This window comes from Listeria fleischmannii subsp. fleischmannii LU2006-1, from assembly GCF_000344175.1.
GTDB lineage: Bacteria > Bacillota > Bacilli > Lactobacillales > Listeriaceae > Listeria > Listeria fleischmannii.
This window is the reverse complement of sequence record NZ_ALWW01000033.1, coordinates 11,403-32,878: the sequence shown is the minus strand read 5'-3', so window position 1 is coordinate 32,878 and position 21,476 is coordinate 11,403. Positions and strand designations below refer to the sequence as shown.

At 39.8% G+C, this 21,476-nt stretch carries 19 protein-coding genes, 1 other RNA gene, 2 pseudogenes and 1 riboswitch; of the genes and pseudogenes, 4 read left to right on the top strand and 18 right to left on the bottom strand.

Annotated features, from left to right (window positions below; genetic code table 11):
- The 7 genes from LFLEISCH_RS10305 to mntR all read right to left on the bottom strand — a co-directional run.
- On the bottom strand, positions 1–1,518 hold a 1,518-nt coding region (locus LFLEISCH_RS10305; protein WP_007476137.1), incomplete at its 3' end, for a phosphohexomutase domain-containing protein.
- Positions 1,519–1,561: 43 nt separating this feature from the next.
- A complete protein-coding gene (locus tag LFLEISCH_RS10300; RefSeq protein WP_007476135.1) occupies positions 1,562–2,431 on the bottom strand; it encodes a methyltransferase domain-containing protein in 870 nt (289 codons plus the stop codon).
- Positions 2,428–2,916 carry a dihydrofolate reductase gene (locus LFLEISCH_RS10295; RefSeq protein ID WP_007476133.1) on the bottom strand — a complete coding sequence of 163 codons (489 nt, stop codon included), beginning with the start codon at positions 2,914–2,916 and terminating at the stop codon, positions 2,428–2,430. Before LFLEISCH_RS10295 ends, LFLEISCH_RS10300 begins: the two co-directional genes overlap by 4 nt.
- Before the next feature lie 13 nt (positions 2,917–2,929).
- A complete protein-coding gene (locus LFLEISCH_RS10290; protein WP_007476131.1) occupies positions 2,930–3,874 on the bottom strand; it encodes a thymidylate synthase in 945 nt (314 codons plus the stop codon).
- Between the two features lie 12 nt (positions 3,875–3,886).
- The gene (locus LFLEISCH_RS10285) at positions 3,887–5,761 is read right to left on the bottom strand and encodes an ABC-F family ATP-binding cassette domain-containing protein (protein WP_007476129.1); all 1,875 of its coding nucleotides are present in this window, start codon (positions 5,759–5,761) and stop codon (positions 3,887–3,889) included.
- A 315-nt stretch (positions 5,762–6,076) separates the two neighbouring features.
- Positions 6,077–7,759 carry a formate--tetrahydrofolate ligase gene (locus LFLEISCH_RS10280; protein WP_007476127.1) on the bottom strand — a complete coding sequence of 561 codons (1,683 nt, stop codon included), beginning with the start codon at positions 7,757–7,759 and terminating at the stop codon, positions 6,077–6,079.
- 141 nt (positions 7,760–7,900) lie between these two features.
- Complete coding sequence (mntR, locus tag LFLEISCH_RS10275; protein ID WP_007476125.1) at positions 7,901–8,329, bottom strand: transcriptional regulator MntR; 429 nt, start codon at positions 8,327–8,329, stop codon at positions 7,901–7,903.
- 345 nt (positions 8,330–8,674) lie between these two features.
- Here mntR and cspD point away from each other — a divergent pair, with 345 nt between their 5' ends.
- Complete coding sequence (cspD, locus tag LFLEISCH_RS10270) at positions 8,675–8,875, top strand: cold-shock protein CspD (protein ID WP_007476124.1); 201 nt, start codon at positions 8,675–8,677, stop codon at positions 8,873–8,875.
- 107 nt (positions 8,876–8,982) lie between these two features.
- The gene (locus tag LFLEISCH_RS10265; protein WP_007476122.1) at positions 8,983–9,369 is read left to right on the top strand and encodes a ribonuclease HI family protein; all 387 of its coding nucleotides are present in this window, start codon (positions 8,983–8,985) and stop codon (positions 9,367–9,369) included.
- Positions 9,370–9,404: 35 nt separating this feature from the next.
- On the opposite strand, the gene LFLEISCH_RS10260 is transcribed toward LFLEISCH_RS10265, so the two are convergent.
- The 11 genes and pseudogenes from LFLEISCH_RS10260 to LFLEISCH_RS10215 form a co-directional block, all read right to left on the bottom strand.
- Positions 9,405–9,800, bottom strand: coding sequence for a DUF1801 domain-containing protein (locus LFLEISCH_RS10260; protein WP_007476121.1), 396 nt, complete (start codon positions 9,798–9,800; stop codon positions 9,405–9,407).
- A 4-nt stretch (positions 9,801–9,804) separates the two neighbouring features.
- On the bottom strand, positions 9,805–10,680 hold the full coding sequence (locus LFLEISCH_RS10255) for a 5'-3' exonuclease (protein WP_007476118.1): 876 nt from the start codon (positions 10,678–10,680) through the stop codon (positions 9,805–9,807).
- Between the two features lie 85 nt (positions 10,681–10,765).
- Positions 10,766–11,035 (bottom strand): 30S ribosomal protein S14, encoded by a 270-nt coding sequence (gene rpsN, locus LFLEISCH_RS10250; protein ID WP_007476116.1) that lies wholly within the window; start codon positions 11,033–11,035, stop codon positions 10,766–10,768.
- A 107-nt stretch (positions 11,036–11,142) separates the two neighbouring features.
- Positions 11,143–12,454: pseudogene (locus tag LFLEISCH_RS10245) on the bottom strand (nucleobase:cation symporter-2 family protein).
- Positions 12,444–13,037 carry a xanthine phosphoribosyltransferase gene (locus tag LFLEISCH_RS10240; protein WP_007476114.1) on the bottom strand — a complete coding sequence of 198 codons (594 nt, stop codon included), beginning with the start codon at positions 13,035–13,037 and terminating at the stop codon, positions 12,444–12,446. Before LFLEISCH_RS10240 ends, LFLEISCH_RS10245 begins: the two are co-directional and overlap by 11 nt.
- 77 nt (positions 13,038–13,114) lie before the next feature.
- Positions 13,115–13,216, bottom strand: a riboswitch (purine riboswitch).
- Positions 13,217–13,258: 42 nt separating this feature from the next.
- Positions 13,259–14,773 carry a carboxypeptidase M32 gene (locus tag LFLEISCH_RS10235; protein WP_007476112.1) on the bottom strand — a complete coding sequence of 505 codons (1,515 nt, stop codon included), beginning with the start codon at positions 14,771–14,773 and terminating at the stop codon, positions 13,259–13,261.
- Between the two features lie 5 nt (positions 14,774–14,778).
- Entirely contained in the window at positions 14,779–15,921 is a 1,143-nt protein-coding gene (locus LFLEISCH_RS10230; RefSeq protein WP_007476110.1) for a THUMP domain-containing class I SAM-dependent RNA methyltransferase, read from the bottom strand.
- A 136-nt stretch (positions 15,922–16,057) separates the two neighbouring features.
- Positions 16,058–16,450, bottom strand: an RNA gene (gene rnpB / locus LFLEISCH_RS15040) — RNase P RNA component class B.
- A 44-nt stretch (positions 16,451–16,494) separates the two neighbouring features.
- On the bottom strand, positions 16,495–16,833 hold the full coding sequence (gpsB, locus tag LFLEISCH_RS10225) for a cell division regulator GpsB (RefSeq protein WP_007476108.1): 339 nt from the start codon (positions 16,831–16,833) through the stop codon (positions 16,495–16,497).
- Between the two features lie 147 nt (positions 16,834–16,980).
- Positions 16,981–17,526, bottom strand: coding sequence for an SLOG family protein (locus tag LFLEISCH_RS10220; protein ID WP_007476106.1), 546 nt, complete (start codon positions 17,524–17,526; stop codon positions 16,981–16,983).
- On the bottom strand, positions 17,523–17,924 hold the full coding sequence (locus tag LFLEISCH_RS10215) for a DUF1798 family protein (protein WP_241432903.1): 402 nt from the start codon (positions 17,922–17,924) through the stop codon (positions 17,523–17,525). The genes LFLEISCH_RS10220 and LFLEISCH_RS10215 overlap by 4 nt, the downstream gene beginning before the upstream one ends.
- A gap of 166 nt (positions 17,925–18,090) precedes the next feature.
- On the opposite strand from LFLEISCH_RS10215, the gene recU reads away from it, so the two are divergent.
- Entirely contained in the window at positions 18,091–18,690 is a 600-nt protein-coding gene (gene recU / locus LFLEISCH_RS10210; RefSeq protein WP_007476103.1) for a Holliday junction resolvase RecU, read from the top strand.
- A 29-nt stretch (positions 18,691–18,719) separates the two neighbouring features.
- Positions 18,720–21,166, top strand: a pseudogene (locus tag LFLEISCH_RS10205) (PBP1A family penicillin-binding protein); the annotation flags it as partial.
- Positions 21,167–21,476: the final 310 nt, after the last annotated feature.

The window sequence follows — 21,476 nt, the reverse complement described above, 5'->3', positions numbered from 1 at the left end:
AAATTCAAACTTTACAAAGTATTTTTCCTCATTTAAAATTTTTAAGGTGGCCTTATACCCTTCGAAAAACGGTCTTAAATCCGTTAAAATCAGGTCAATGCCGCCTTTCGTATCACTTTCAATATTAAGCGGCATAACCGGTTCATGCAAGCTCATCCGAAGTAAAAACCAGCCAGAGCCGTATTTCCCACTTGTTTGTACACGAATGCCTTCATAATTATTAGGCTCGAGCTCAAAATCAGGCATTTGTTTTACAAATGCTTCAAAATCACTTAACACCTTTTGCCCGTATGGTTTAAAATCATCGTCCAAAATTTGAAGACGCATTTCCATGCTTTCAGCGGGTTGTTTTAAACTAGCAATCAAGCTCATTAAGTCCTCGCCATCTGCTTTTAACTTGGCGTATTCCATCAAAATCCGTGCAACTAAATAGGCCCCATCATCTAAAAAGTAATTTTCTTTTAAAGCCGCGTGTCCACTTACTTCAATGGCAATTTCAGAAGGTATCCCCACTTCATTTAGTCGAATCGCTTCCCCAATCACATTACGGTAGCCACGTTTAAAACGATGTTGCTTCCCAGAAAGCGACTCGATAAAATGGCGTAAATGATCGGAAGTCGTAGAATCTGTGACAATGGTCGTTTCTGGATGCTCTTTTAATAGAATGGCAGAAATAACGGCGATAAGAGCGTTTCGATTGAGACTTTCTCCGTTTTGATCCATGATTGCCGCTCGATCCACGTCTGTATCAAAAATGACACCCAAATCAGCCTTGCTCTCTAAAACAGCTTTTTGTAAGCTCGCCATCGCTTCATCGTTGTCGGGATTTGGAATGTGATTTGGAAAATGGCCATCTGGCTCTAAAAACTGGCTGGCCGAAACATCTGCACCAAGGGGAGCTAAAACGCTTTTTGCAAAAAATCCACCTGCCCCGTTGCCTGCATCTACCACAATTTTACTACCTGCAAGTGGTGTTTCGGAAGTGCCAACTTTTTCCCGAATCTTCCTCACTAAATCATCCGCATAAAGACTCATTAAATCTATATTTTTGACCGTAGCAGCTTGTGTATTTTCCGTTTTTTCAGTGGCATGTTCTAATATGTAACGAATATCTTCTTTTTCTGCGCCGCCGGACTGGGTAAAAATCTTGATTCCGTTATAAAAATAAGGTAAGTGGCTTGCTGTTATCATAATCCCGCAATCTGCGTTAATTTCCTCATACTGAGTCGCCATAAACATCGCGGGCGTGGTCGCAAGATGGGCATCAAGCACCTCAATTCCATTTGAAGAAAGTACTTCCGTTAACGCTAATTTGATTCGTTCTGCCGACAAGCGGCTGTCATGACCGATTACCACTTTAATTCGCCCAGACAACTTTTTCTTTTGTTTTAAAAAAAGCGTAGTGCCCTGTGCTATTTTTTGAATCGCGTCGTCTGTTAATGTGATGTCATGCTCGTCCGTTTGAATAGCAATTCCGCGAATATCTGATCCATTTTGAAGCGCTAAAAGTTCACTCATAAGTAACCTCCTGTTTTCTTTTTATTATATAACATGGAAAGTCCTACTTTAAGTCCAATTTATGTTTGGCCCCTACGATGATCTTGTAATCAACTGTAATTGTCTGCGTTCCGAAAGAAAGGAGAAGCGCCTTCTTCTCCTCCGTAATGTGCCAACCAAGTGGTGTCATGGCCATTAAATCGGCTAGCTCCGAGCGGTCAAGTTTGCGCTTATAAGTCACCCGCTCTTCATGAACGACAGAAAAAGATTCCTTAAAGCGTTCTTGAACTCGCGTGCTAGAATAAGTATTTTCATCATCATAGAAAAAAGTTCGAAGTTCTTTTAAATAATTGGTCTCCGGAATGACTTTAATAACTCGCCCATCATCCTTTAAAATCCGCGCAAATTCTTCGTAACTCGCAGGAGATAAAATATTGATAATAACATCTGTTTCTGATTTTTTTAAAGGCATATTGGCTAAGTCGGCCACCGCAAAAATAATGTCGGCATAATCTCTTGCCGCTTGCTTCACGCCTTCTTTTGCAATATCAAATCCAAATGCTAATACGTCTTTTGGAATCATTTGAGCGATGTGCGCCAAGTGACTGCCTTCGCCTGAACCCGCATCCACAATTTGAAGTTCCTCTCGGTCGATTTCTTGGATAAAAGAAATGATTCGCGCAGTCATTTGATCAAAGAAACCTGTTTCAATCAGTCGTTTGCGCGCCTCAAAAAGCGCCTTATCGTACTTCGTTTTCGTCCCGTGAGCAAGTAAAAATAAATAGCCTGGTTTCGCCACATCAAACGCGTGCCCATTTCGACACTTTAATGTTAGTGGTGGTTCGAAATCACAGTCCTGCTCACAAATTGGACAGCAAAATGCGCTTGTTGCGCGTTCAATGAATGAAGCACGCTGCTCTAATTTCGATTTCATACGACGCGCTTTCTCACGTAAGTGTAGAAGCCGAATGAAATATCCGTTTTCAAATCGCGCATACCTGTTGTTTCGCTGACTAATTCAAATTTTGACCAATCGACGTCTGGAAAAGCCGTATCCGCATCAAACGTTGCCTCGATTTTAGTGACAATCAGACGATCCACCACATCTAAAAACAAGCGGTAAATTTCCGCGCCGCCGCAAATAAATAACGATTCCTTTTTGGCCATTTGGATAATCTCGTCTTTATCATGCACAACTTCCGCATCCGGCAACGAAAGAGTAGTATCGCGTGATAAAACGAGATTTCGCCGATTTGGAAGTGCTTTTCCTAGGGATTCATACGTTTTTCGTCCCATAACAACCGTATGGCCACTTGTTTGTTCTTTAAAAAACTTTAAATCTTCTGGTAAGTGCCACGGCATACTATTATTTTTACCAATATTACCTTCTTTATCTTGAGCCCAAATAAATGAAATCACAGGAATCCTCCTTTTAAACAGAAATCGGTGCTTTAATCATTTTATGCGGGTCATATCCCACAAGAGAGATGTCCGCTACATCAAAATCAAAAATGGTCGCCGGCTTATCCGACAGTACAAGTTTTGGAAGTGGGCGCGGCTCTCTTTGCAACTGCTCTTTCACTTGCTCCAAATGGTTGTTATAAAGATGCGCGTCCCCCATCGTATGGACAAACTCCCCGACCTTAAGACCCGTCTCGCGCGCGATAAGATGCGTAAGAAGCGCATAGCTCGCAATATTAAACGGCACACCTAAAAAGATATCCGCACTTCTTTGATAAAGTTGACAGGATAATGCTCCGTCAGCCACAAAAAATTGGAACAGCGTATGACATGGCGGCAAAGCCATGTTAGGAACATCTTCCGGATTCCAAGCCGATACAATGAGGCGTCTTGAATTAGGGTTTGTCTTAATCATCTCTATTACATCTTGCAGTTGATCAATCGTTTCCCCGTTTGAAGTTTTCCACTCACGCCATTGTTTTCCGTAGATGTTGCCAAGTTCGCCGTACTGACTAGCAAATTTTTCATCCGCTAAAATCTGCGCTTTAAATTTTTCCATCTCCGCCTGATACACTTCATTAAATTCAGGATCAGCATTTGCACGCAAACCAAAATCCGTCATATCTGGGCCATTATAGTCCGCACTTTTAACGTAGCGTTCAAATGCCCATTCATTCCAAATGTTATTATTATGTTGCAAGAGATAACGAATGTTCGTATCCCCGTGTAAAAACCATAAAAGTTCACTCACCACTAAACGAAATGGGACACGTTTGGTTGTTAAAAGGGGAAATCCTTCTTGCAAATTAAATCGCATTTGATAACCAAAAGTACTAATTGTACCTGTACCTGTTCGATCGCCTTTTTGTGTACCATGTTCTAACACATATTTTTCTAAATCTAAATATTGTTTCAATCGTCCCAACTCCTAATTCGCAAATTGCGATAAATATTCATAACGCTCATATAAATGTAATAAATCGGCCTCTGCCGTTTCAATTTGCGCGCTCAAATCACCCGCTTTTGTAAAATCTGCACCTGTTTCTTGAAGTTCTTCATTTAGTGTCACAATTTGCGCTTCCTTTTCAGCAATAGCTGCCTCAATTCCTGCCCATTCCTTTTTTTCCATATAGGAAAATTTCACTTTTTCTTTTTTAACCTCGGGCTCTTCTTTGGGCTTACTTGGTACCACTTTCTTTGGCGTTTCATCTGACGCCTGTTCTAAATACTCGCTATACATCCCGTAATATTCCTCGGTAATTCCTTGTCCTTTAAAAACTAGCAATTTACTCGCTATTTTATCAAGAAAGTAGCGGTCATGACTCACTGTAATAACCGTTCCATTAAACGTTTCTAAATAATCTTCTAGAACGGTTAAGGTTTCGGTGTCTAAATCATTCGTTGGTTCATCGAGTAATAAAACGTTTGGCGCGCTCATCAGAACCTTAAGCAAGAATAGGCGCCGTTTTTCCCCACCAGAAAGGCTTCCAATCAATTTTCCGTGTGCTTCTTTTGGGAATAAAAAACGTTCGAGCATGGCACTCACACTGATGGTTTCATTTTGCGTCGTCTTCACTTCGTTCCCGATTTCTTGCAAGTAGGTAATCATCCGTTTATCTGGGTCAAGTTCAGTGTTCTGCTGCGTATAGTAACCGATGTTTACCGTCTGCCCAGTCGTGATTTCTCCTGTATCTGGCGTAATTTGACCTGTCAGCATGTTTAAAAGGGTGGACTTTCCTGTTCCGTTTTTCCCTGTGATACCAAGCCTTTCGCCTGGTTTAATCAGTAAATTAAAATCATCTAGAATCACTTTTTCGCTAAATCGTTTCGAAACATGTTCGAGTAAAAAAACATCATTCCCTAGACGACTTGTTTTAAAATCAAGTTCGAGTTTCGCGTCATTCGTTTTTGTTTTCACTTTATCTTCTAAATCCACAAAACGATCCTTGCGCGCTTTTTGTTTCGTGGAGCGCGCTTTGGCCCCGCGGCGCATCCAGGCTAATTCTTTTCGATATAAATTTCGATTTTTCTCGGATTCGCGGACTTCATTCTCTAAGCGAATGGCTTTTGATTCCATAAAGCTTTCATAATTTCCCACATAACGATAGAGTTTTCCGTAATCGAGCTCAATAATATGATTCGTAATCCGGTCTAAAAAGTAGCGGTCATGCGTTACAACAAGCACGGCTCCTTTAAAACGGGTTAAATAATCTTCTAGCCATTTGATTGTTGTAAAATCAAGATGGTTGGTTGGTTCATCTAAAATGAGCAAGTCAGGCGTTTCAATTAATACCTGGGCAAGCGCCGCCCGTTTTCTCTCGCCGCCTGAGAGCTCACTAATTTTCGCCTTTAAATTTTTAACGCCAAGACGGTCCAGAATCGTCTTCGCTTCCGTATTTAAATCCCACGCATTCGTTGCATCCATTTCCGCTTGTGCCCGCGTGAAGTGCTCGTGTATCGCCTCTGTTTGCTCCTCTTCCATCGCAAGCAAGACCCGCTCATATTCGCGGACTGCTCGTAAATTTCGCGTTTCACCAGCAAAAACAGCCTCTAAAACCGTTACTTTTTCGTCTAAAGGAGGGTTTTGCCTTAAAAATCCTATTGTATAGTCACTCGGTTTCAAGATTTCACCTGTATCTCCGCTTGAAATCCCAGCAATACAGTCTAAAAAGGTGGACTTACCCGTACCATTTACGCCAATCAGACCAATACGTTCCCCCTCTGATATTGTTACATCAACATGATCAAAGAGCGTTTTTTCACCAAACGTTTTTGTCATATCTATCACTTTTAGTTGTTTCATAACTTCCCCATCCTATTTCACTTTGTATCTTTCATTTTAGCATACTCATGAAGAAAGGGTTAACTTTTTTTCTCGCTTGAGAGCACATAAAAAAGCGCGAAAATCGCGCTTTCAGACTGCTGACAAACGGCAATCTTCGTTGTTAGTGCCTCCGTTCCGGTGCTCATGTACTCAAGTACACTCCGCTCCGGTACAGAGGCACTGCCTAGAATCTCACCATTTATCAGCAGTCTGATTTTGGTGAGAAGCGTTTTGTTTTGCGTAATCTTTGAGTTTTTCTACAAGCGAAAAAGCGCGAAAATCGCGCTTTTTCTTTTAAAATAATCCCATTGCATTCCCATTTTCATCAACATCCATATTTAGTGCCGCAGGTTTTTTCGGAAGACCAGGCATCGTCATCACATCGCCAGTTAAAGCAACAATGAATCCTGCTCCAAGTTTTGGAATAAATTCGCGAATATGAATGGTAAAGTTTTCTGGTCGGCCAAGAGAAGTTGGTTCATCAGAAAGCGAATATTGCGTTTTAGCCATACAAATAGGATAACGATCCCAACCGTATTTTTTAAAATCTACAATTTGTTTTTGGGCTTTAGTTGAAAGTTCAACGCCCATACCGCCATAAATTTTCGTTACAATTTTTTCAAGTTTAGCCTCAATAGATTCCGCATCATCATAAAGGCGTGTATAATTTGCTGTGCCTTTTTCGATTTCACTTATGACTTTTTCAGCAAGTGGAAGACCACCTTCTCCGCCTTTTTCCCATACTTCTGTAAGTGAAAACGGAATATCATTAGCGGAACAAAGCTCTTCTAATGCTTTCACTTCGTTATCTGTATCAGTAATAAATTTGTTAATCGCAATAACAAAAGGCAAACCAAATTGTTGAATAGATTCCGTATGCTTTTTAAGATTGGCAAAACCGGCTTTTAGTGCCTCAACATTTTCAGAACCCAGTTCAGTTTTTGCAACACCACCATGCATTTTAAGCGCGCGGATGGTTGCCACAATAACTACACAATCAGGTGCTTTTCCTAAAGCAGGAACTTTAATATCTAAGAATTTTTCTGCTCCTAAATCGGCACCAAATCCAGCTTCTGTTACAACAAATTCACCGAGTTTCAGCGCTGTTTTGGTAGCAGAAATACTATTACAGCCGTGCGCGATATTAGCAAATGGTCCACCGTGCACAATGGCCGGAGTATGTTCTAAAGTTTGAACCAAATTAGGTTTTAGGGCATCTTTTAAAAGTAAAGTGAGGGCACCTTCATAGCCTAGTTCCCCTACTGTAATTGGTTCTCTTGCATAGTTATAACCAATCACAATTTCACTTAAACGATGTTTTAAATCTTTTAAATCTGTTGCTAAACAAATAATCGCCATAATTTCAGACGCCACTGTAATATCAAAACCATCTTCACGCGGAATACCTTGAATTGGTCCGCCTAATCCAACTACTACTTTACGAAGGGCACGGTCGTTTAAATCTACAACACGTTTCCAAACAATACGGCGTTGATCAATATTTAAATCATTTCCTTGTTGCATATGGTTATCAATGAACGCTGATAACGCATTATTGGCTGTCGTAATCGCATGGAAATCTCCTGTAAAATGCAAGTTAATATCTTCCATAGGAACAACTTGGGCATAGCCCCCACCTGTTGCCCCACCTTTAATTCCCATTGTTGGGCCAAGCGAAGGTTCGCGAAGTGCGATGACCGTTTTCTTACCCTTCCTAGAAAGAGCATCCCCAAGACCAACCGTTACAGTTGATTTTCCTTCACCAGCTGGTGTTGGATTGATGGCTGTAACTAAAATTAATTTCCCATTTTCTTTGTTTTCTAGCGAATGGATGGTTTCATAGGTCAATTTTGCCTTCGTTTTCCCGTAGAGTTCAAGGTCATCGGCACTAAGACCGATACTTTCCGCGATTTGTGTAATAGGATCTACTTTTGCTGCGAGTGCAATCTCGATGTCTGATTTTACTTCTTTTGTCATTCTATTCCCCTCCAAATATGTATAATAAGAAAATGCAAAATGTAAACCCTTTCCTTTTTAGGCACCGAAAAAATCGGCCAGTAAATTTTTACTGTACGGAAAAGAGGATTGCGCATCTACATTTTACAATTCCGTGATACCTTATTCTTCTTTGTCAAAATTTCGAGCGTTCAGTTCACGAAGCTTTATAAGTGCATCTTCGTTCTCTTCAAAAAACTGCAAGAGGTCGCCAATTCGATCAATTGAATTCCAACTTAAGTGATGTTCAATTCCTTCCACATCCTCATAAACATGCTCTTCTTTCACACCGATTGTACGTAAAAAACTTTCTAAGAGTGTATGACGCTCAAGTAGTCGTTTCCCAGCTTTATTGCCCTTTGCAGTTAAAATCAAACCACGATATTTTTCATACACCAGATAGCCATCTTTATCAAGTTTTTGTACCATCTTCGTCACCGAAGAAGGATGCACCATCAGTTCGTCAGCAATATCCGAAACTCGCGCATAACCCTTGTTTTCAATCAGAGAATAGATTTTCTCAATATAGTCTTCCATACTAGGTGTTGGCATAGCACTACCCTCCAACTCAATTTCGTTCACATACAAATTGTACTACACAACACAAATTTAACAAAGCAATTACCCCTAAACTTTTTTTCTTTTTGAGAAAAAGGCATGATAAAACATTAAATTGTTAATTTTAGTACTTTCGGCACCTCGTCTAATCCCCATTTTTATAAAAAAACGATAAAAACAAAAAAGAAAACCTTTACAAGTCAGAAGATTATATAATTTTTTAAAAATTATCTTGACCTTATTAGGTACTTTGGTTTATATTAAGAGTATCGTATAAGACTTTCTTGTATGACAGAAAGGTCACTTAAAAAAGGGCCAAGATTTGGAGGATTTATTTCAATGCAAAATGGGAAAGTAAAATGGTTTAACAATGAAAAAGGTTATGGTTTTATCGAAACAGAAAGCGGCGAAGACATTTTCGTTCACTTCACGGCAATCCAAGGTGATGGTTACAAATCGTTAGAAGAAGGTCAAGAAGTCTCCTTTGAAGTGGTCGAAGGAAATCGCGGACCTCAAGCGGCCAATGTAGAAAAAGTATAATGAAACTAATTTGACACGGACAAGCTGGCTTCTGCCGGCTTTTTTATTTTTGCATTTTAAGAACGAACAAAATATAATAAGGAAAACACATCAAGGAGGAGTACGAAATGGACGTTTTTGTGGACGGGGCTAGCTCCGGCAGTCCTGGTTTAAGCGGGGCCGGCGTTGTCATTAAATCCGACCAAATTTATGAGCAACATGCCCTTCCCATTGGCATTTTAACCAATCACGAAGCGGAATTTATAGCCTGTAAAATAGGCCTTGAATTGGCACTCACGCACAACCCCGATTTTGTTCGGCTTTATACGGACTCTAAAATTGTGATTGATAGCGTCGAGAAGCGCTATGCTAAAAATCCATTATTTAAGCCACATTTAGACGCGATTTTACAACTTTCGGAACTAATTCCACTTTTTTATATCAATTACCGGAATGTATCGCAAAATAAAAAAGCCGATGAATTAGCGCGCCAAGCCATTCAATCGGAAAAATAAAAGAAGCCCCCGAAACACTACTTCGGGGGCTTCTTTTATTTCTTCTTATGATAAGTAAACGCCGCTTCCGCACACAGTTGAATGGCAGCTTCTGGCAAAGGAGCATTTACATCAAATACGATGGCCCGGTTGCCTGAAAAGACCAATTCACCACCGAAAATCGTTCGAAAATGGTCTATTAAATGCGTCTGGCAATGAACGAACAAGGCCACTTGCTTTTCACCAAATGAGTCAAGCCTAACAGGTGTCCCGCCCTTCATAGCATAACTTGGCTGCCCCCATTTTAACGATTCGATAAGGGGTTCACTTGGGTTTATGAGATGGGCGATGTGAAATAAAATCCTTCTTAGTTCAAGCAATTTGATTTGTTCTTCTTTTGAATAGGAGAGGAATTTTGCTTTTACGGTTTCTGTTTTTATTTCGTTTAGCATCTCTTTACACCTCAATATCCCGCTGCACGGTTTTCAGACCGTAATGCATGCAAGCGTCACTCATTTCTTTAGAAAAACCGCGGAATAAACAGCGTTCATAATCTATTTCCAGTGGTACATCCGTATGAATAGCGGCTAGTTTTTGGCTTAAAAAAAGCATGTCTCGGTCTTCTGCAATTTTTTTCTGCTGAGCGGGTTTAAGTTGATCAAGGTTCGCTAAAACACCGTCTATCGTCTCAAATTCTTGAATAAGCTTTAAGGCCGTTTTTTCACCAATCCCACGCACGCCTGGATACCCGTCTGAAGTATCGCCCATGAGCGCCTTCACATCAATGAATTGACTTGGAGTAATTCCCATTTCTGCATAAAAAGTAGCTTCATCATAGCGCTTATAATTTCCGTAGCCTTTTTGCATAATCCATACTTCATTTTTAGGATGAATAAGTTGTAGTAAATCTTTATCTCCACTTAAAACCGTTGTGTTTAAATCTGATGTTAGCCTAGTTGTAATGGTTCCAATACAGTCATCCGCTTCAAATCCCGGAACACCAATGTTTACAAACCCAAAAGCTTCCGCTACTTCTTTCGCTAAATCAAACTGGGGAATCATTTCTTCTGGCGGCGCTGTTCGGCCAGCTTTATAACCATCAAAAAGTTCATTTCGAAATGTTTGTGAGCCCATATCCCAGCAAATAACTGTATGTGTTGGCTGACTTTGGCGCATTGCCGCAAAAATATGCCGCAACATCCCTTGAACCCCATTTGTAGGCAGGCCACTTTCATTGTACATAAATTGTTTACTCACCGCTGTTGCATAAAACGCACGAAATAATAGTGCCATACCATCAATAACAAGTAAATTAGGTTGTTTAGTTTCCATTATGAGACTCCTTTTAGTTTTCTTGTCTCATTTTACCATAAAAAAGAAGCTGGAACACTTCCAGCCTCCTCCGTTCATTATATGTCTACCAACTGGCTTTTTTTACACCAGGAATTTGCCCTTTATGTGCGAGCTCACGAAAACGGATTCTACTCATACCAAATTTACGCATATAAGCATGAGGACGTCCTGTTAATTCGCAGCGATTATGCAAACGCGTCTTAGAACTGTCACGAGGTAATTTTCGAAGTTCGTCATAACGGCCTTCTGCTTTTAGTTCTCTACGTAGCTCCGCGTATTGTTCAACAAGCGCTTTTTGACGTTCATGTTTTGCTACTTTTGATTTTTTAGCCATAGTTTCTCCTTTCTTTTGTAAATAATAATGATTACGTTTTACATTTTACGCTTTTCCATCCATTTGTCAACAAAAAAGCATACCGATTCGTATGTCTTTTTTTGCCCTTATTCACTTACTTGTTGTAACTCCATTTCTTCACTGCTGTCTTTTTTTCGTGACGGGAGCATGTTAAAAATAATATTTAAAATAATCGCCGTAAAGCTACCTGCTACAATACCGTTACTTGTAAATAATTGAATAAACGAAGGGAAGTTTTGAAATAAATCCGGTACGACTGTGACGCCTAGGCCAACCCCAACCGAGCAAGCAATAATAAGTAAATTTTCTTGCGAGGTAAAGTTCACTTTGCCAAGCATTTTAATCCCCTGGGCCACAACCATTCCAAACATGGCCACCATCGCACCGCCTAAAACACTCGTTGGAATAATCGTTGTAACAGCACCAATTTTAGGCACTAAACCGAGTACGAGTAAAAATGCGGCCGCCACATAGATCACCTTACGCGTTTTAATCCCAGATAACTGCACCAAACCAACATTTTGTGAATAGCCTGTATACGGAAAAGTATTAAAAATACCGCCTAGAATAATAGCAAGTCCTTCCGCACGGTAACCACGCGTTAAATCTTGTTTCTTTAAGGAGCGACCGGTTATATCTGATAAGGCAAAATAAACGCCTGTTGATTCAACCATGCTGACAAGCGAAATTAGAATCATCGTAACAATCGCGGGCCATTCAAACGTTGGTGTTCCAAAATAGAAAGGTTGCGGCAGATGAAAAAAGCTAGCTTCTTTAACAGGTGCCAAATTAATGCCGTTTAAAATAGCAGCCGCAACAGAACCGCCAACAAGCCCGATTAAAACGGCAATTGCTTTTGTGAACCCTCTTCCAAACCGATAAACTAAAATAATGAGTAAAAGCGTACCAAAACCAAGTCCGATATTATAAAAAGAACCGAAGTCCGAAGCCCCCACACCGCCCTGCCAGATTGTTGATAGCCACCGGAATGAGCGTTAACCCAATCACCGTTACAACAGAACCCGTTACAACTGGTGGAAAAAAACGCACAATTTTAGAAAAGAACGGTGCGATTAAAAGAACAAATACGCCTGAAGCAATGATGGAGCCGTAAATCGCAGAAATTCCCATTTCCTGCCCGATTAAAATGATGGGCGCAATCGCCTGAACCGCACAACCAAGTACAACGGGCAATCCAATACCAAAAAAGCGATTCACCGTCAGTTGTAAAAGAGTCGCAATACCGCACATAAAAATATCTATAGAAACCAAATACGTCATTTGTTCCGTATTAAATCCAAGTGCTCCGCCAATTAATAGTGGCACAATGACAGCCCCGACATACATCGCAAGCACATGTTGAAAGCCTAGTGCGGCCATTCTTCCCTTACTTAACATGATGACCCTCCTCATCTAAAAAGTGAATCCTTTGATTTTCTAAGGAAGCAATTCGTGCAAGTGACACCACTTGAATGCCCGTTTCATCAAGTAATTGACGGCCTTTTTGGAAAGATTTTTCGATTACAATGCCAATGCCGGACACGGTCGCCTTAGCGGATTTCGCAATTTCAATTAACCCTAGCGCAGCTTGTCCGTTAGCCAAAAAATCATCGATAATTAAAAGTTTATCTTCACTTGTTAAAAAACTTTCTGAGATGGAGATTGAACTTGTTTCTTTTTTCGTGTAAGAATATACTTCGGCGGTATATAAATGGTCTTTTAGTGTAACAGACTTCTTTTTTCTGGCAAAAATGACAGGAACATCTAAATAAAGGCCTGCAAAAACGGCAGGCGCAATGCCGGATGATTCTATGGTCACAATTTTTGTGATGCCTAAACCTTTAAAATGCTCCGCAAATTCACCGCCGATTTCACGCATTAACTTGGGATCAATTTGGTGGTTCAGGAAAGCATCGACCTTCAGTACATCCCCTTCTAAAACCGTCCCTTTTTCCAAAATATAATCTTCTAATAACTTCAAAACAAGTGCTCCCTTCCTTTTTAGACAACAAAAAACCTATCTCGTTTTGAGAGATAGGCGAAATAAACCAGCCGGGCTGATTCATGCATATCACTCATAGTCCGGTTATTTACGGCAACCGGGTAGAAACTCATTGTCCATATCACAATTATTATATAAGTGTCATGTTTAATTATTGTATCATTATAACGAACGTTTTTTATTTGGTCAATCGCTTTTTTTTAGCTTTCTAATTTGTAAACGAATGCATATCGCTCTTTTAGTAAATCTAGTAAATAATCCGGGTTTAAACTTTCGCCTGTTGTATCTTGCAAAATTTCAAGTGGTTTTTTTAGCTTACCGTATTGATGAACGTTTTTTGTAAGCCACTCACGGATTTCCGTATAATCATCACTTGCGATAACCTGGTCTAGATTTGGAATTTCTTGTTTCATCGTATGGAAAAACTGGGAAGCGTAAATCAGGCCAAGTGCATACGAAGGGAAATAACCGAAGTCACCACCTGCCCAGTGAATATCTTGTAACACGCCTTCGCTATCTTTTTCTGGACGAATGCCAAGATATGACTCGTATTTGTCTGCCCATGCCTCTTGTAAATCGGCCACTTCTAGTTCGCCGTTCATAAGGGCTTTTTCAAGTTCATAGCGAATCATGATATGCAAGGGATACGTTAAAATATCCGCCTCAATTCGTATGAGGGAACTTTCAGAAATGTTTGTAGCTCGGTAAAAATCCTCAAGTGACACATCGTCAAATGCAGGTTTAGAAAGAAGAGCCAAGTCTTTGTAATTACTTTTCCAAAACGCGAAACTGGAGCCTAAAATAATTTCATAAAAGAGTGATTGTGATTCATGAATGCCCATCGAAGCACCTTCACTAAGCGGTGTTCCGGCAAGTTTTGGATCAAAGTTTTGTTCATAAATCGCATGCCCGCCCTCGTGAATAATGCCAAACACGGCCATTTTAAAATTGGCTTCATCATAACGCGTTGTAATTCGGACATCGCCGCGATTTAAACCGATAGCAAACGGATGAATCGTGTCATCTAAACGTCCTGCCTCAAAATCAAATCCCATTTTCTTTAAAACACGTTCACTAAATGTTTTTTGAATCTCTTTTGCCAGATTAACTTTTAGCGGTGCGGCATCCGGCGTAACGCCCTGTTTCATTTTTTGCCGTAAATCCGTGATTCCTGTGCGAAGTTTATTAAACACATTATCCAAGATTTCTACCGTCATACCAGGTTCATATTGATCGAGTAAAGTATCATACTTATTAGCATCATAACCCCAATACTCGATAAATTTGCGCTTCATCGCCACGATATCCGTTAAATAAGACGCAAATTTCGAAAAATCATTTTGTGCCCGGGCCTCTCCCCAAACCGTTTCCGCATCCGCCACTAATTTGGAGTAAGCGGCAAATTCTTTTGCTGGAATTTTTTTATTGCGTTCATATAAACGGCTGCATTCTTCGAGCGTTTTACGGCTCACTTCATTTAACTCGTCTTTATGTGGCGTGAGTGCTGCAATAAAAGCCGCCATTTCTTCAGACACTTCTAGTTTAAAAATGTCTTCTGCTAAAACCTCAATGACAAGAGAACGTGCTGTGGCTCCCTTTTTAGGAATGCCCGTGCGAATATCCCAATAAACTAAATTTAATGCCTCGTTAAGCGCTTCTTTTCGTTTAACGTAAGCTAAAAATTCTTGTTCAAGTTCATAAACGGTTTCTGACATATTTGTCACTCCTTGTTTCTTGGTTTTCTTGGTCCCCAGTATTGATATAAATCAGTTCGCAAATAGCCATTATACAATTTTCGTTTTTTCGTTGCTTTCTTCCCGTACACTTCTTCAAATTTCTCATAACTGGTTAATACATACACCGACCACGTTGGCATCTTCGCATAGACTTCGCCCATTTCTTTATACAGAATGCGGATTTGTTCCTCATCTTCTAAACGCTCCCCGTACGGTGGATTCGCCACAACAACCCCGTATTCTTTTTCAGTTGTAAAGTCACTTGCTTGCATTTGTTTAAACGAAATTAAATCACCAAACCCTGCTTCTTTCGCATTTTGCTTGGCAATTTCAATTAAACGATGGTCAATGTCTGCACCTAAAATATCAAGCGGCTGATCATAATTAGCTAAACGTTCCGCCTCATCCCTAGCCTCTTGAAACACTTTTTCCGGCATCCAGTCCCACGTTTCACAAACAAACTCGCGATTAAATCCAGGCGCAATATTTTGCCCAATCATCGCCGCTTCAATCGGAATAGTCCCCGACCCACAAACAGGGTCATAAAAAGGCCGATCCGGATGCCAACTCGTAAGTAACACAAGCGCTGCGGCCATCGTTTCTTTAAGCGGCGCCCCGCCCTGAGCCGTCCGGTAACCACGTTTATGTAAGCCCGCGCCACTCGTATCAATCGTAAGCGTTACAACATCTTTTAAAATCGACACCTCTATTTTGAAAAGCGCCCCCGTCTCCATGAGCCTTCCACTCCGCCGGTACTTTTCACTAAGCCGATTCACAATCGCTTTTTTAGTAATCGCCTGACAATCCGGCACACTAAATAGTGTTGACTTAACGGACTTACCTGATACCGGAAAAGCCGCATCCAGTGGCAAATAATTTTCCCAAGGTAAGGCTTTTGTTTTTTCAAATAACTCATCAAACGTTGTCGCTTTAAATTCACCTACAACAATTTTGACGCGGTCCGCAACACGAAGCCATAAATTGGCGCGTGCAATCGCATTTTTATCCCCACTAAAAAACACTTTTCCATTTTCCACTTTTGGTTCGTATCCTAGACGTTTGACTTCTTTGCCGACAATAGCTTCAAGTCCAGATGCAGCGGTAGCCACAAGATTAAATTCGTTCATCGTCATCATCCTTTTTTATTTTATCCAAGAAAAAAACTGCTTCAAAAGGACATCTACGTAATACGTAAAAGGCATTAAAAGAATGCAACGGCCCTTTGAAACAGCCTTCATTTTTTAGTTCATCCTGATATTAACGTTCTGTAAGCCATGTTCTGTCCTCTACTGCGTACAGGGTTACAGTAAAGGGATAATCATCTATCTACACCACATACTAGTTACCGTAACGGAAAACTTAGTACGCGTGTCTCTTCCCTCATTCATTTACTCGGGAAAAGTGCCCCTACCATTGTTTGAGTTTCTCGCTCGTGGGGTTTACCTCGTTCCACTCCTCTTATTTCTAAGGGGACTCCGTCACTGTGGCACTTTCAAGGTACAATCACCTTATCTAAAAGACTTAGGTCATTCACCTGCCGTCAAGCTAAAAAAGCTTGCCTTGGCTTATGGTTTCACCAAGCACGATCACTACGGGCATCTCAGCACCGTGCGAGCATGGACTTTCCTCTGCATAAAGCAGCGATTATCCGAACGTTAATATGAAGTTATACATTTTTCCACTAAGTGATACTATCACATTTATTCGCCTTCGTCTAGTTTATTTCCGAAAACATGTTTTCTAGATTTGATTAAACGTTTTAAAATATCAAAATTCGTTGTGCCAGTAGTTTGCGTAGGCGCCTGATACGCACTTCTTGTTGCCTCAGGCTTTGTAGGCGCGCTATCAAGCTCTTGCACAAGGCGAATATTTTCAGCTTGCAACGCTTCGATTTCTTGTGTGAAAGTTCCATAATCTTTAATGACCATATCTAAAAACTCATCAACATCTTCAGGATTATAGCCACGTAAACCAGTTTTAAACTCTTTTTCTAAAATTTCTTTTGCAGTTAAATTATATTCGAATTGTTCTTCTGCCATAATACCCACCTCAATTTTATTCATTCCATGATAGAGTACTAAAAATGCTTTGACTCCTTTTCATGCGTTTAGTTCATTGAAACTATACCCTTATTCTTCCAAATCTCACACCATTTGTCAATGTAAAGCCATCTTTTTTAGAAAAAATTAAAAATCATTTTGACTTTCAAACACAATTTCTTGTAGCTCAAAAAAATCGATTAGTGTAAGCGCGTACTCATTTTGTTCCGAAAAATGTTTAGCCCGTTCGTAAAAAAACTTGGGCGATCCTTCCTTTTCAAAGTCATAAAGAAGCAGTGCGCCGTCCGTATTTTCAATAATAAATTGATCTCGCATTCCGAACTGACCTGGATTTTCATATGGTCGCTCTGTGATGAACGCATGATAATCTGCGCCCCCAACTACTTCTTCATACCAAAGCTTGTTCGCTTCATTCCAGTTTCCCGCCTGTTCAAAAAAAGGTTCTAAAATCGCAAGTTTTACTGGAAACTCACTTTTTAGTTCACAAACCACTTCCCCTGCCCAAAGTTCCGTCCCAAGCTGACCAGAAATAATCACCCATTCCAAACCCTCATCTATATAAGAAAGTAATTTTTTCCTAAGCGCTAATTGGATATACTTAGCCTCACTGGCATCACGTTTAAAAATACCCAACTCAAAATTTTTATATCCGGAAATAGCTAATGATTTCACTTGGAATTTTCACCTCGTTCTAATGAAGTTTGCATACGTTCTAGTGTATACTTAGAAGATTCATAGTGATCGTGAAAATGTTTATAAAACGATTTTCCGTTAAAACAATTCACAGCGGTCATTTGAATGTTATCGGAACACTGTCTAAGTTGTGTTTCCGTTAAATATAGGGGTCTAAACTCATTCACATAAGGAATGGCGAGCTCTAAAAATTGTTCGCACTTTTCTTTTGCTGTGTCTACAAAAGGTTTCATATCTTGATAAAAATCAAAATCTTCTTGGTTTTTTTGATTCGCTAAATAACGATTAAAATTTTGTTCATTTTGTTCTAAGAGCGCTAATGTCCGCACTTTTAAGTCATCCAAAATAAACACCTCCACTCTCGGTTCCTCTAGCATACCATATTCTAGTCTATTTCAAACATTTCTATGCTTAAAACATCATTTTGCTCAGTTAATCTCCCATTTTTACGCATAGTTCTTCTAAAATGACTATCATTTTCATTTTAATTTGGTATAATAAAGAATGGTTCATTTTGAATTCAAATGTAATTGAGGTGAGCATATGGCGATTGGCTATCCGAATGGAAAGAAAAGGAAAGTTCAAACAAAAGATTCTGTTCCTGTAAAAAATAAAATGACAAATTACGGGAAACGCGGTATGTCGCTCGAGGAAGATTTAAATGAAACCAATGCCTTTTATTTGGCACATGAGCGGGCAGTCATTCATAAAAAGCCTACTCCCGTTCAAATTGTTAGAGTCGACTACCCGAAAAGAAGTAATGCAACAATTAAAGAGGCTTACTTCAAACAACCTTCAACGACAGACTATAACGGTGTATATCGAGGAAAATATCTAGATTTTGAAGCGAAAGAAACCAAAAATAAAACCTCTTTTCCACTTAGTAACTTCCATCCTCATCAGATGGAACATATGAAACAGATCTTAAAGCAAGATGGCTTTGCTTTTGTGATTACTTCTTTTAGTTCACTTGGTGTGGTTTATTTAACCCGTTTCGATCGTTTCTTGCCGTTTTGGGAACGAATGGAAAGTGGCGGACGAAAATCCATCACGCTAGAAGAGCTTCAAGCACATTCTAAACAAATTCCCTATGGTCTAAATCCAAGATTAGACTACTTAAGTATTATAGATACCTTTTTTTAGTCTAATTTGTTTAAAGGAGAGAAAAATTAATGGCAGAAAAACCGCAAACTAGATCAGAGTATCGTAGCAAAAAAACGAATGCCTCGCCAAAAAAAACCAAAAAGAAATCTTACAAAAAACATTTTTAAATCCATTTTCTTTGTGGTTCTTTTCTTAGCATTCTTTGGCATTGCTGCTGGTGCATCTTTATTTTATGTCTATGCAAAGGACGCACCCGAACTCACTGATTCAAAATTGCGTGACCCGCTATCTTCCAAATTATTAGATAAGGATGGTAAGGTTTTTGCGGAAATCGGTACAGAACGCCGTGAGTATATTGAATATAAAGATATTCCAAAACAGCTCGAAAACGCAATTTTAGCAACTGAAGATTCACGTTTTTACTCCCATGATGGCTTAGACCCTATTCGATTAGGTGGGGCCGTATTAGCCAATGTCAAAAATGGTTTTGGGGCAGAGGGAGCAAGTACGCTTTCCCAACAAATCATTAAAATGAGCTATCTTGACTACACGAATAAAACATTAGCGCGTAAAGCACAAGAAGCTTACCTTGCTTTACAATTAGAGGAAAAATACAGTAAACACGATATTATTGAAATTTACGTCAATAAAGTATATATGTCGGACCGCGTACATGGCATGGAAACAGCTGCTGAACATTACTTTGGGAAAAACTTAAAGGATTTAAACTTATCTGAAACAGCGCTTATTGCGGGAATGCCGCAAAGTCCAAATAATTACAACCCGTATGATTACCCTGATTTAGCCAAAAAACGTCGCGATTTAGTCTTAAAAAACATGTACAATCATGATAAAATTACCAAACAAGAAATGGAAGAGGCGCAAAGTCAACCCATTTCAAAAGGTTTACGCTCGAAAGAAGATCGCGAAGATAAAACGTATAAATATGATGCCTATGTCACACAAGTTTTAAATGAAATTCCAGAAGAATACGATGTTTATTCAGATGGTTTAACCATTTATACGGCACTTGACCAAGACGCACAACAATATACGGAAAAAATGCTCAATACAAATGATATCGTTCAATTTTCCGATGATAAAATGCAGGCTGGTATTGTGTTACAAGATACAACAAACGGCCGCGTTCAGGCTATCGGTGGTTCACGAAATCAGGCTGAGAATGTGACGCGTGGGTACAATTATGCGACACAACTAAAACGTCAAGTTGGTTCTACAATGAAACCTATTGCTGATTACGGGCCTGCTTTTGAGTATTTAAATTGGTCCACAGCTCAAATTTTAGACGATGAACCATACACCTATTCTGGTGGAAATAAAATTAATAACTGGGACTTCGGTTACAAAGGGCCAATTACTTTACGACAAGCCCTTTATCAGTCACGTAATATCCCGGCGCTTAAGACTTTACAGGCTGTTGGATTAGATAAAGCGAAAGCATTTACCAATGGACTTGGCTTTAACTATAAAGATTTTTATGAGTCTTATGCGATTGGTGCAAATGAATCAAATCCACTGCAAATGGCGGGTGCTTATGCTGCATTTGGTAACCAAGGGATGTATACGAAACCTCATACTGTGACTAAAATTATGTTATCTGACGGCTCGACAACGATGGACTTGGAGCCAAAGAGTGAAGTGGCGATGAAAGAATCCACGGCTTATATGGTTTCTGATGTACTAAAAGATGTTCTATCTGTTGGTACAGGTACTAGTGCAGCCGTTCCAGGTGTGCCTGTTGCTGGTAAAACAGGTACAACAAACTTTGATGAAGCTGCTCAAAACAAATACCTTTATCCAAATGGCGCTGCACGTGATGCTTGGTTTGCTGGATACTCGACGAACTACACGATTGCTGTTTGGACAGGTTATGATAGTTTGAAAAATTATTTATCAGCGGATGAACAAAAAAATTTCACAACGCATGTTCAGTAGCTTGATGAGTCATGTTTCTGCTAACAAAGAAACAGCCGACTTTAAAGCACCTAGTAATGTGGTTTCCGTACCAATTCTAAAAGGATCTAATCCACCTGTTCGAGCTGGTTCAGGAACACCAAGCGATCAAGTATCTATGGAATTATTCCTTGCTGGAACCGTTCCAAGCAGAACTTCTTCTTCAACTACAGAGAAAAAGACAAAAGAAGATGACAAGTCTAAAGAAGAAGCGGAAGCGGCGAAGAAAAAAGCGGAAGAAGAAAAGAAAAAAGCGGAAGAGGAAAAGAGAAAACAAGAAGAAGCAGAAAAAAATAAACCTCTTTCTGCCCCGACCGGTCTTTCAGCCTCTTATAATGCAACTACAAAACAAGTGTCTGCAAGTTGGGGTGCTGTAGAAGGAGCAACCTATGAAGTGACTGTAAACGGGCAAAAATCTACCGTTTCTACCACTTCCATTACGGTAGCTGGAATGACTCCAGGCTCTACTGTCACCATTAGTGTTGTCGCTGTAAAAGATGGCAAAACAAGCGGAGCCGCCACAACGACAGTTTCTATTCCTGCAGAAACGAGTGCAAACGATAATGCCACTGGAAATAACGGGCAAAATCAAAATGGGGATAATAACCCAGAAAATAATAACGGACAGTCAGGAAATGGTGATCCACCATCACCAGGTACAACAGAATAAAAAAGATGTGTCCAAACTATATCAATAGTTTGGAGATTAAATAAAAACAAGCAGAAATCCAGTAATATCCATTTTGTTATAATGGCTTGATTACTGGATTTTTGCTTGTTTTATTTTTATAATTCAAGATCTACGTATGCTTTTAACTTGTTTAGCTGTTTTAAGTTGAAAAGAACAAACT

What these genes read in the sequence shown, in the direction of transcription:
- cspD (WP_007476124.1), top strand. Translation starts at nt 8,675, where the DNA reads ATGCAAAATGGGAAAGTAAAATGGTTTAACAATGAAAAAGGTTATGGT.
- LFLEISCH_RS10280 (WP_007476127.1), bottom strand. Translation starts at nt 7,759, where the DNA reads ATGACAAAAGAAGTAAAATCAGACATCGAGATTGCACTCGCAGCAAAA.
- recU (WP_007476103.1), top strand. Translation starts at nt 18,091, where the DNA reads ATGGCGATTGGCTATCCGAATGGAAAGAAAAGGAAAGTTCAAACAAAA.
- LFLEISCH_RS10235 (WP_007476112.1), bottom strand. Translation starts at nt 14,773, where the DNA reads ATGTCAGAAACCGTTTATGAACTTGAACAAGAATTTTTAGCTTACGTT.
- LFLEISCH_RS10215 (WP_241432903.1), bottom strand. Translation starts at nt 17,924, where the DNA reads ATGCTAGAGGAACCGAGAGTGGAGGTGTTTATTTTGGATGACTTAAAA.
- LFLEISCH_RS10265 (WP_007476122.1), top strand. Translation starts at nt 8,983, where the DNA reads ATGGACGTTTTTGTGGACGGGGCTAGCTCCGGCAGTCCTGGTTTAAGC.
- gpsB (WP_007476108.1), bottom strand. Translation starts at nt 16,833, where the DNA reads ATGGCAGAAGAACAATTCGAATATAATTTAACTGCAAAAGAAATTTTA.
- LFLEISCH_RS10230 (WP_007476110.1), bottom strand. Translation starts at nt 15,921, where the DNA reads ATGAACGAATTTAATCTTGTGGCTACCGCTGCATCTGGACTTGAAGCT.
- LFLEISCH_RS10255 (WP_007476118.1), bottom strand. Translation starts at nt 10,680, where the DNA reads ATGGAAACTAAACAACCTAATTTACTTGTTATTGATGGTATGGCACTA.
- LFLEISCH_RS10285 (WP_007476129.1), bottom strand. Translation starts at nt 5,761, where the DNA reads ATGAAACAACTAAAAGTGATAGATATGACAAAAACGTTTGGTGAAAAA.
- LFLEISCH_RS10300 (WP_007476135.1), bottom strand. Translation starts at nt 2,431, where the DNA reads ATGAAATCGAAATTAGAGCAGCGTGCTTCATTCATTGAACGCGCAACA.
- rpsN (WP_007476116.1), bottom strand. Translation starts at nt 11,035, where the DNA reads ATGGCTAAAAAATCAAAAGTAGCAAAACATGAACGTCAAAAAGCGCTT.
- LFLEISCH_RS10260 (WP_007476121.1), bottom strand. Translation starts at nt 9,800, where the DNA reads ATGCTAAACGAAATAAAAACAGAAACCGTAAAAGCAAAATTCCTCTCC.
- mntR (WP_007476125.1), bottom strand. Translation starts at nt 8,329, where the DNA reads ATGCCAACACCTAGTATGGAAGACTATATTGAGAAAATCTATTCTCTG.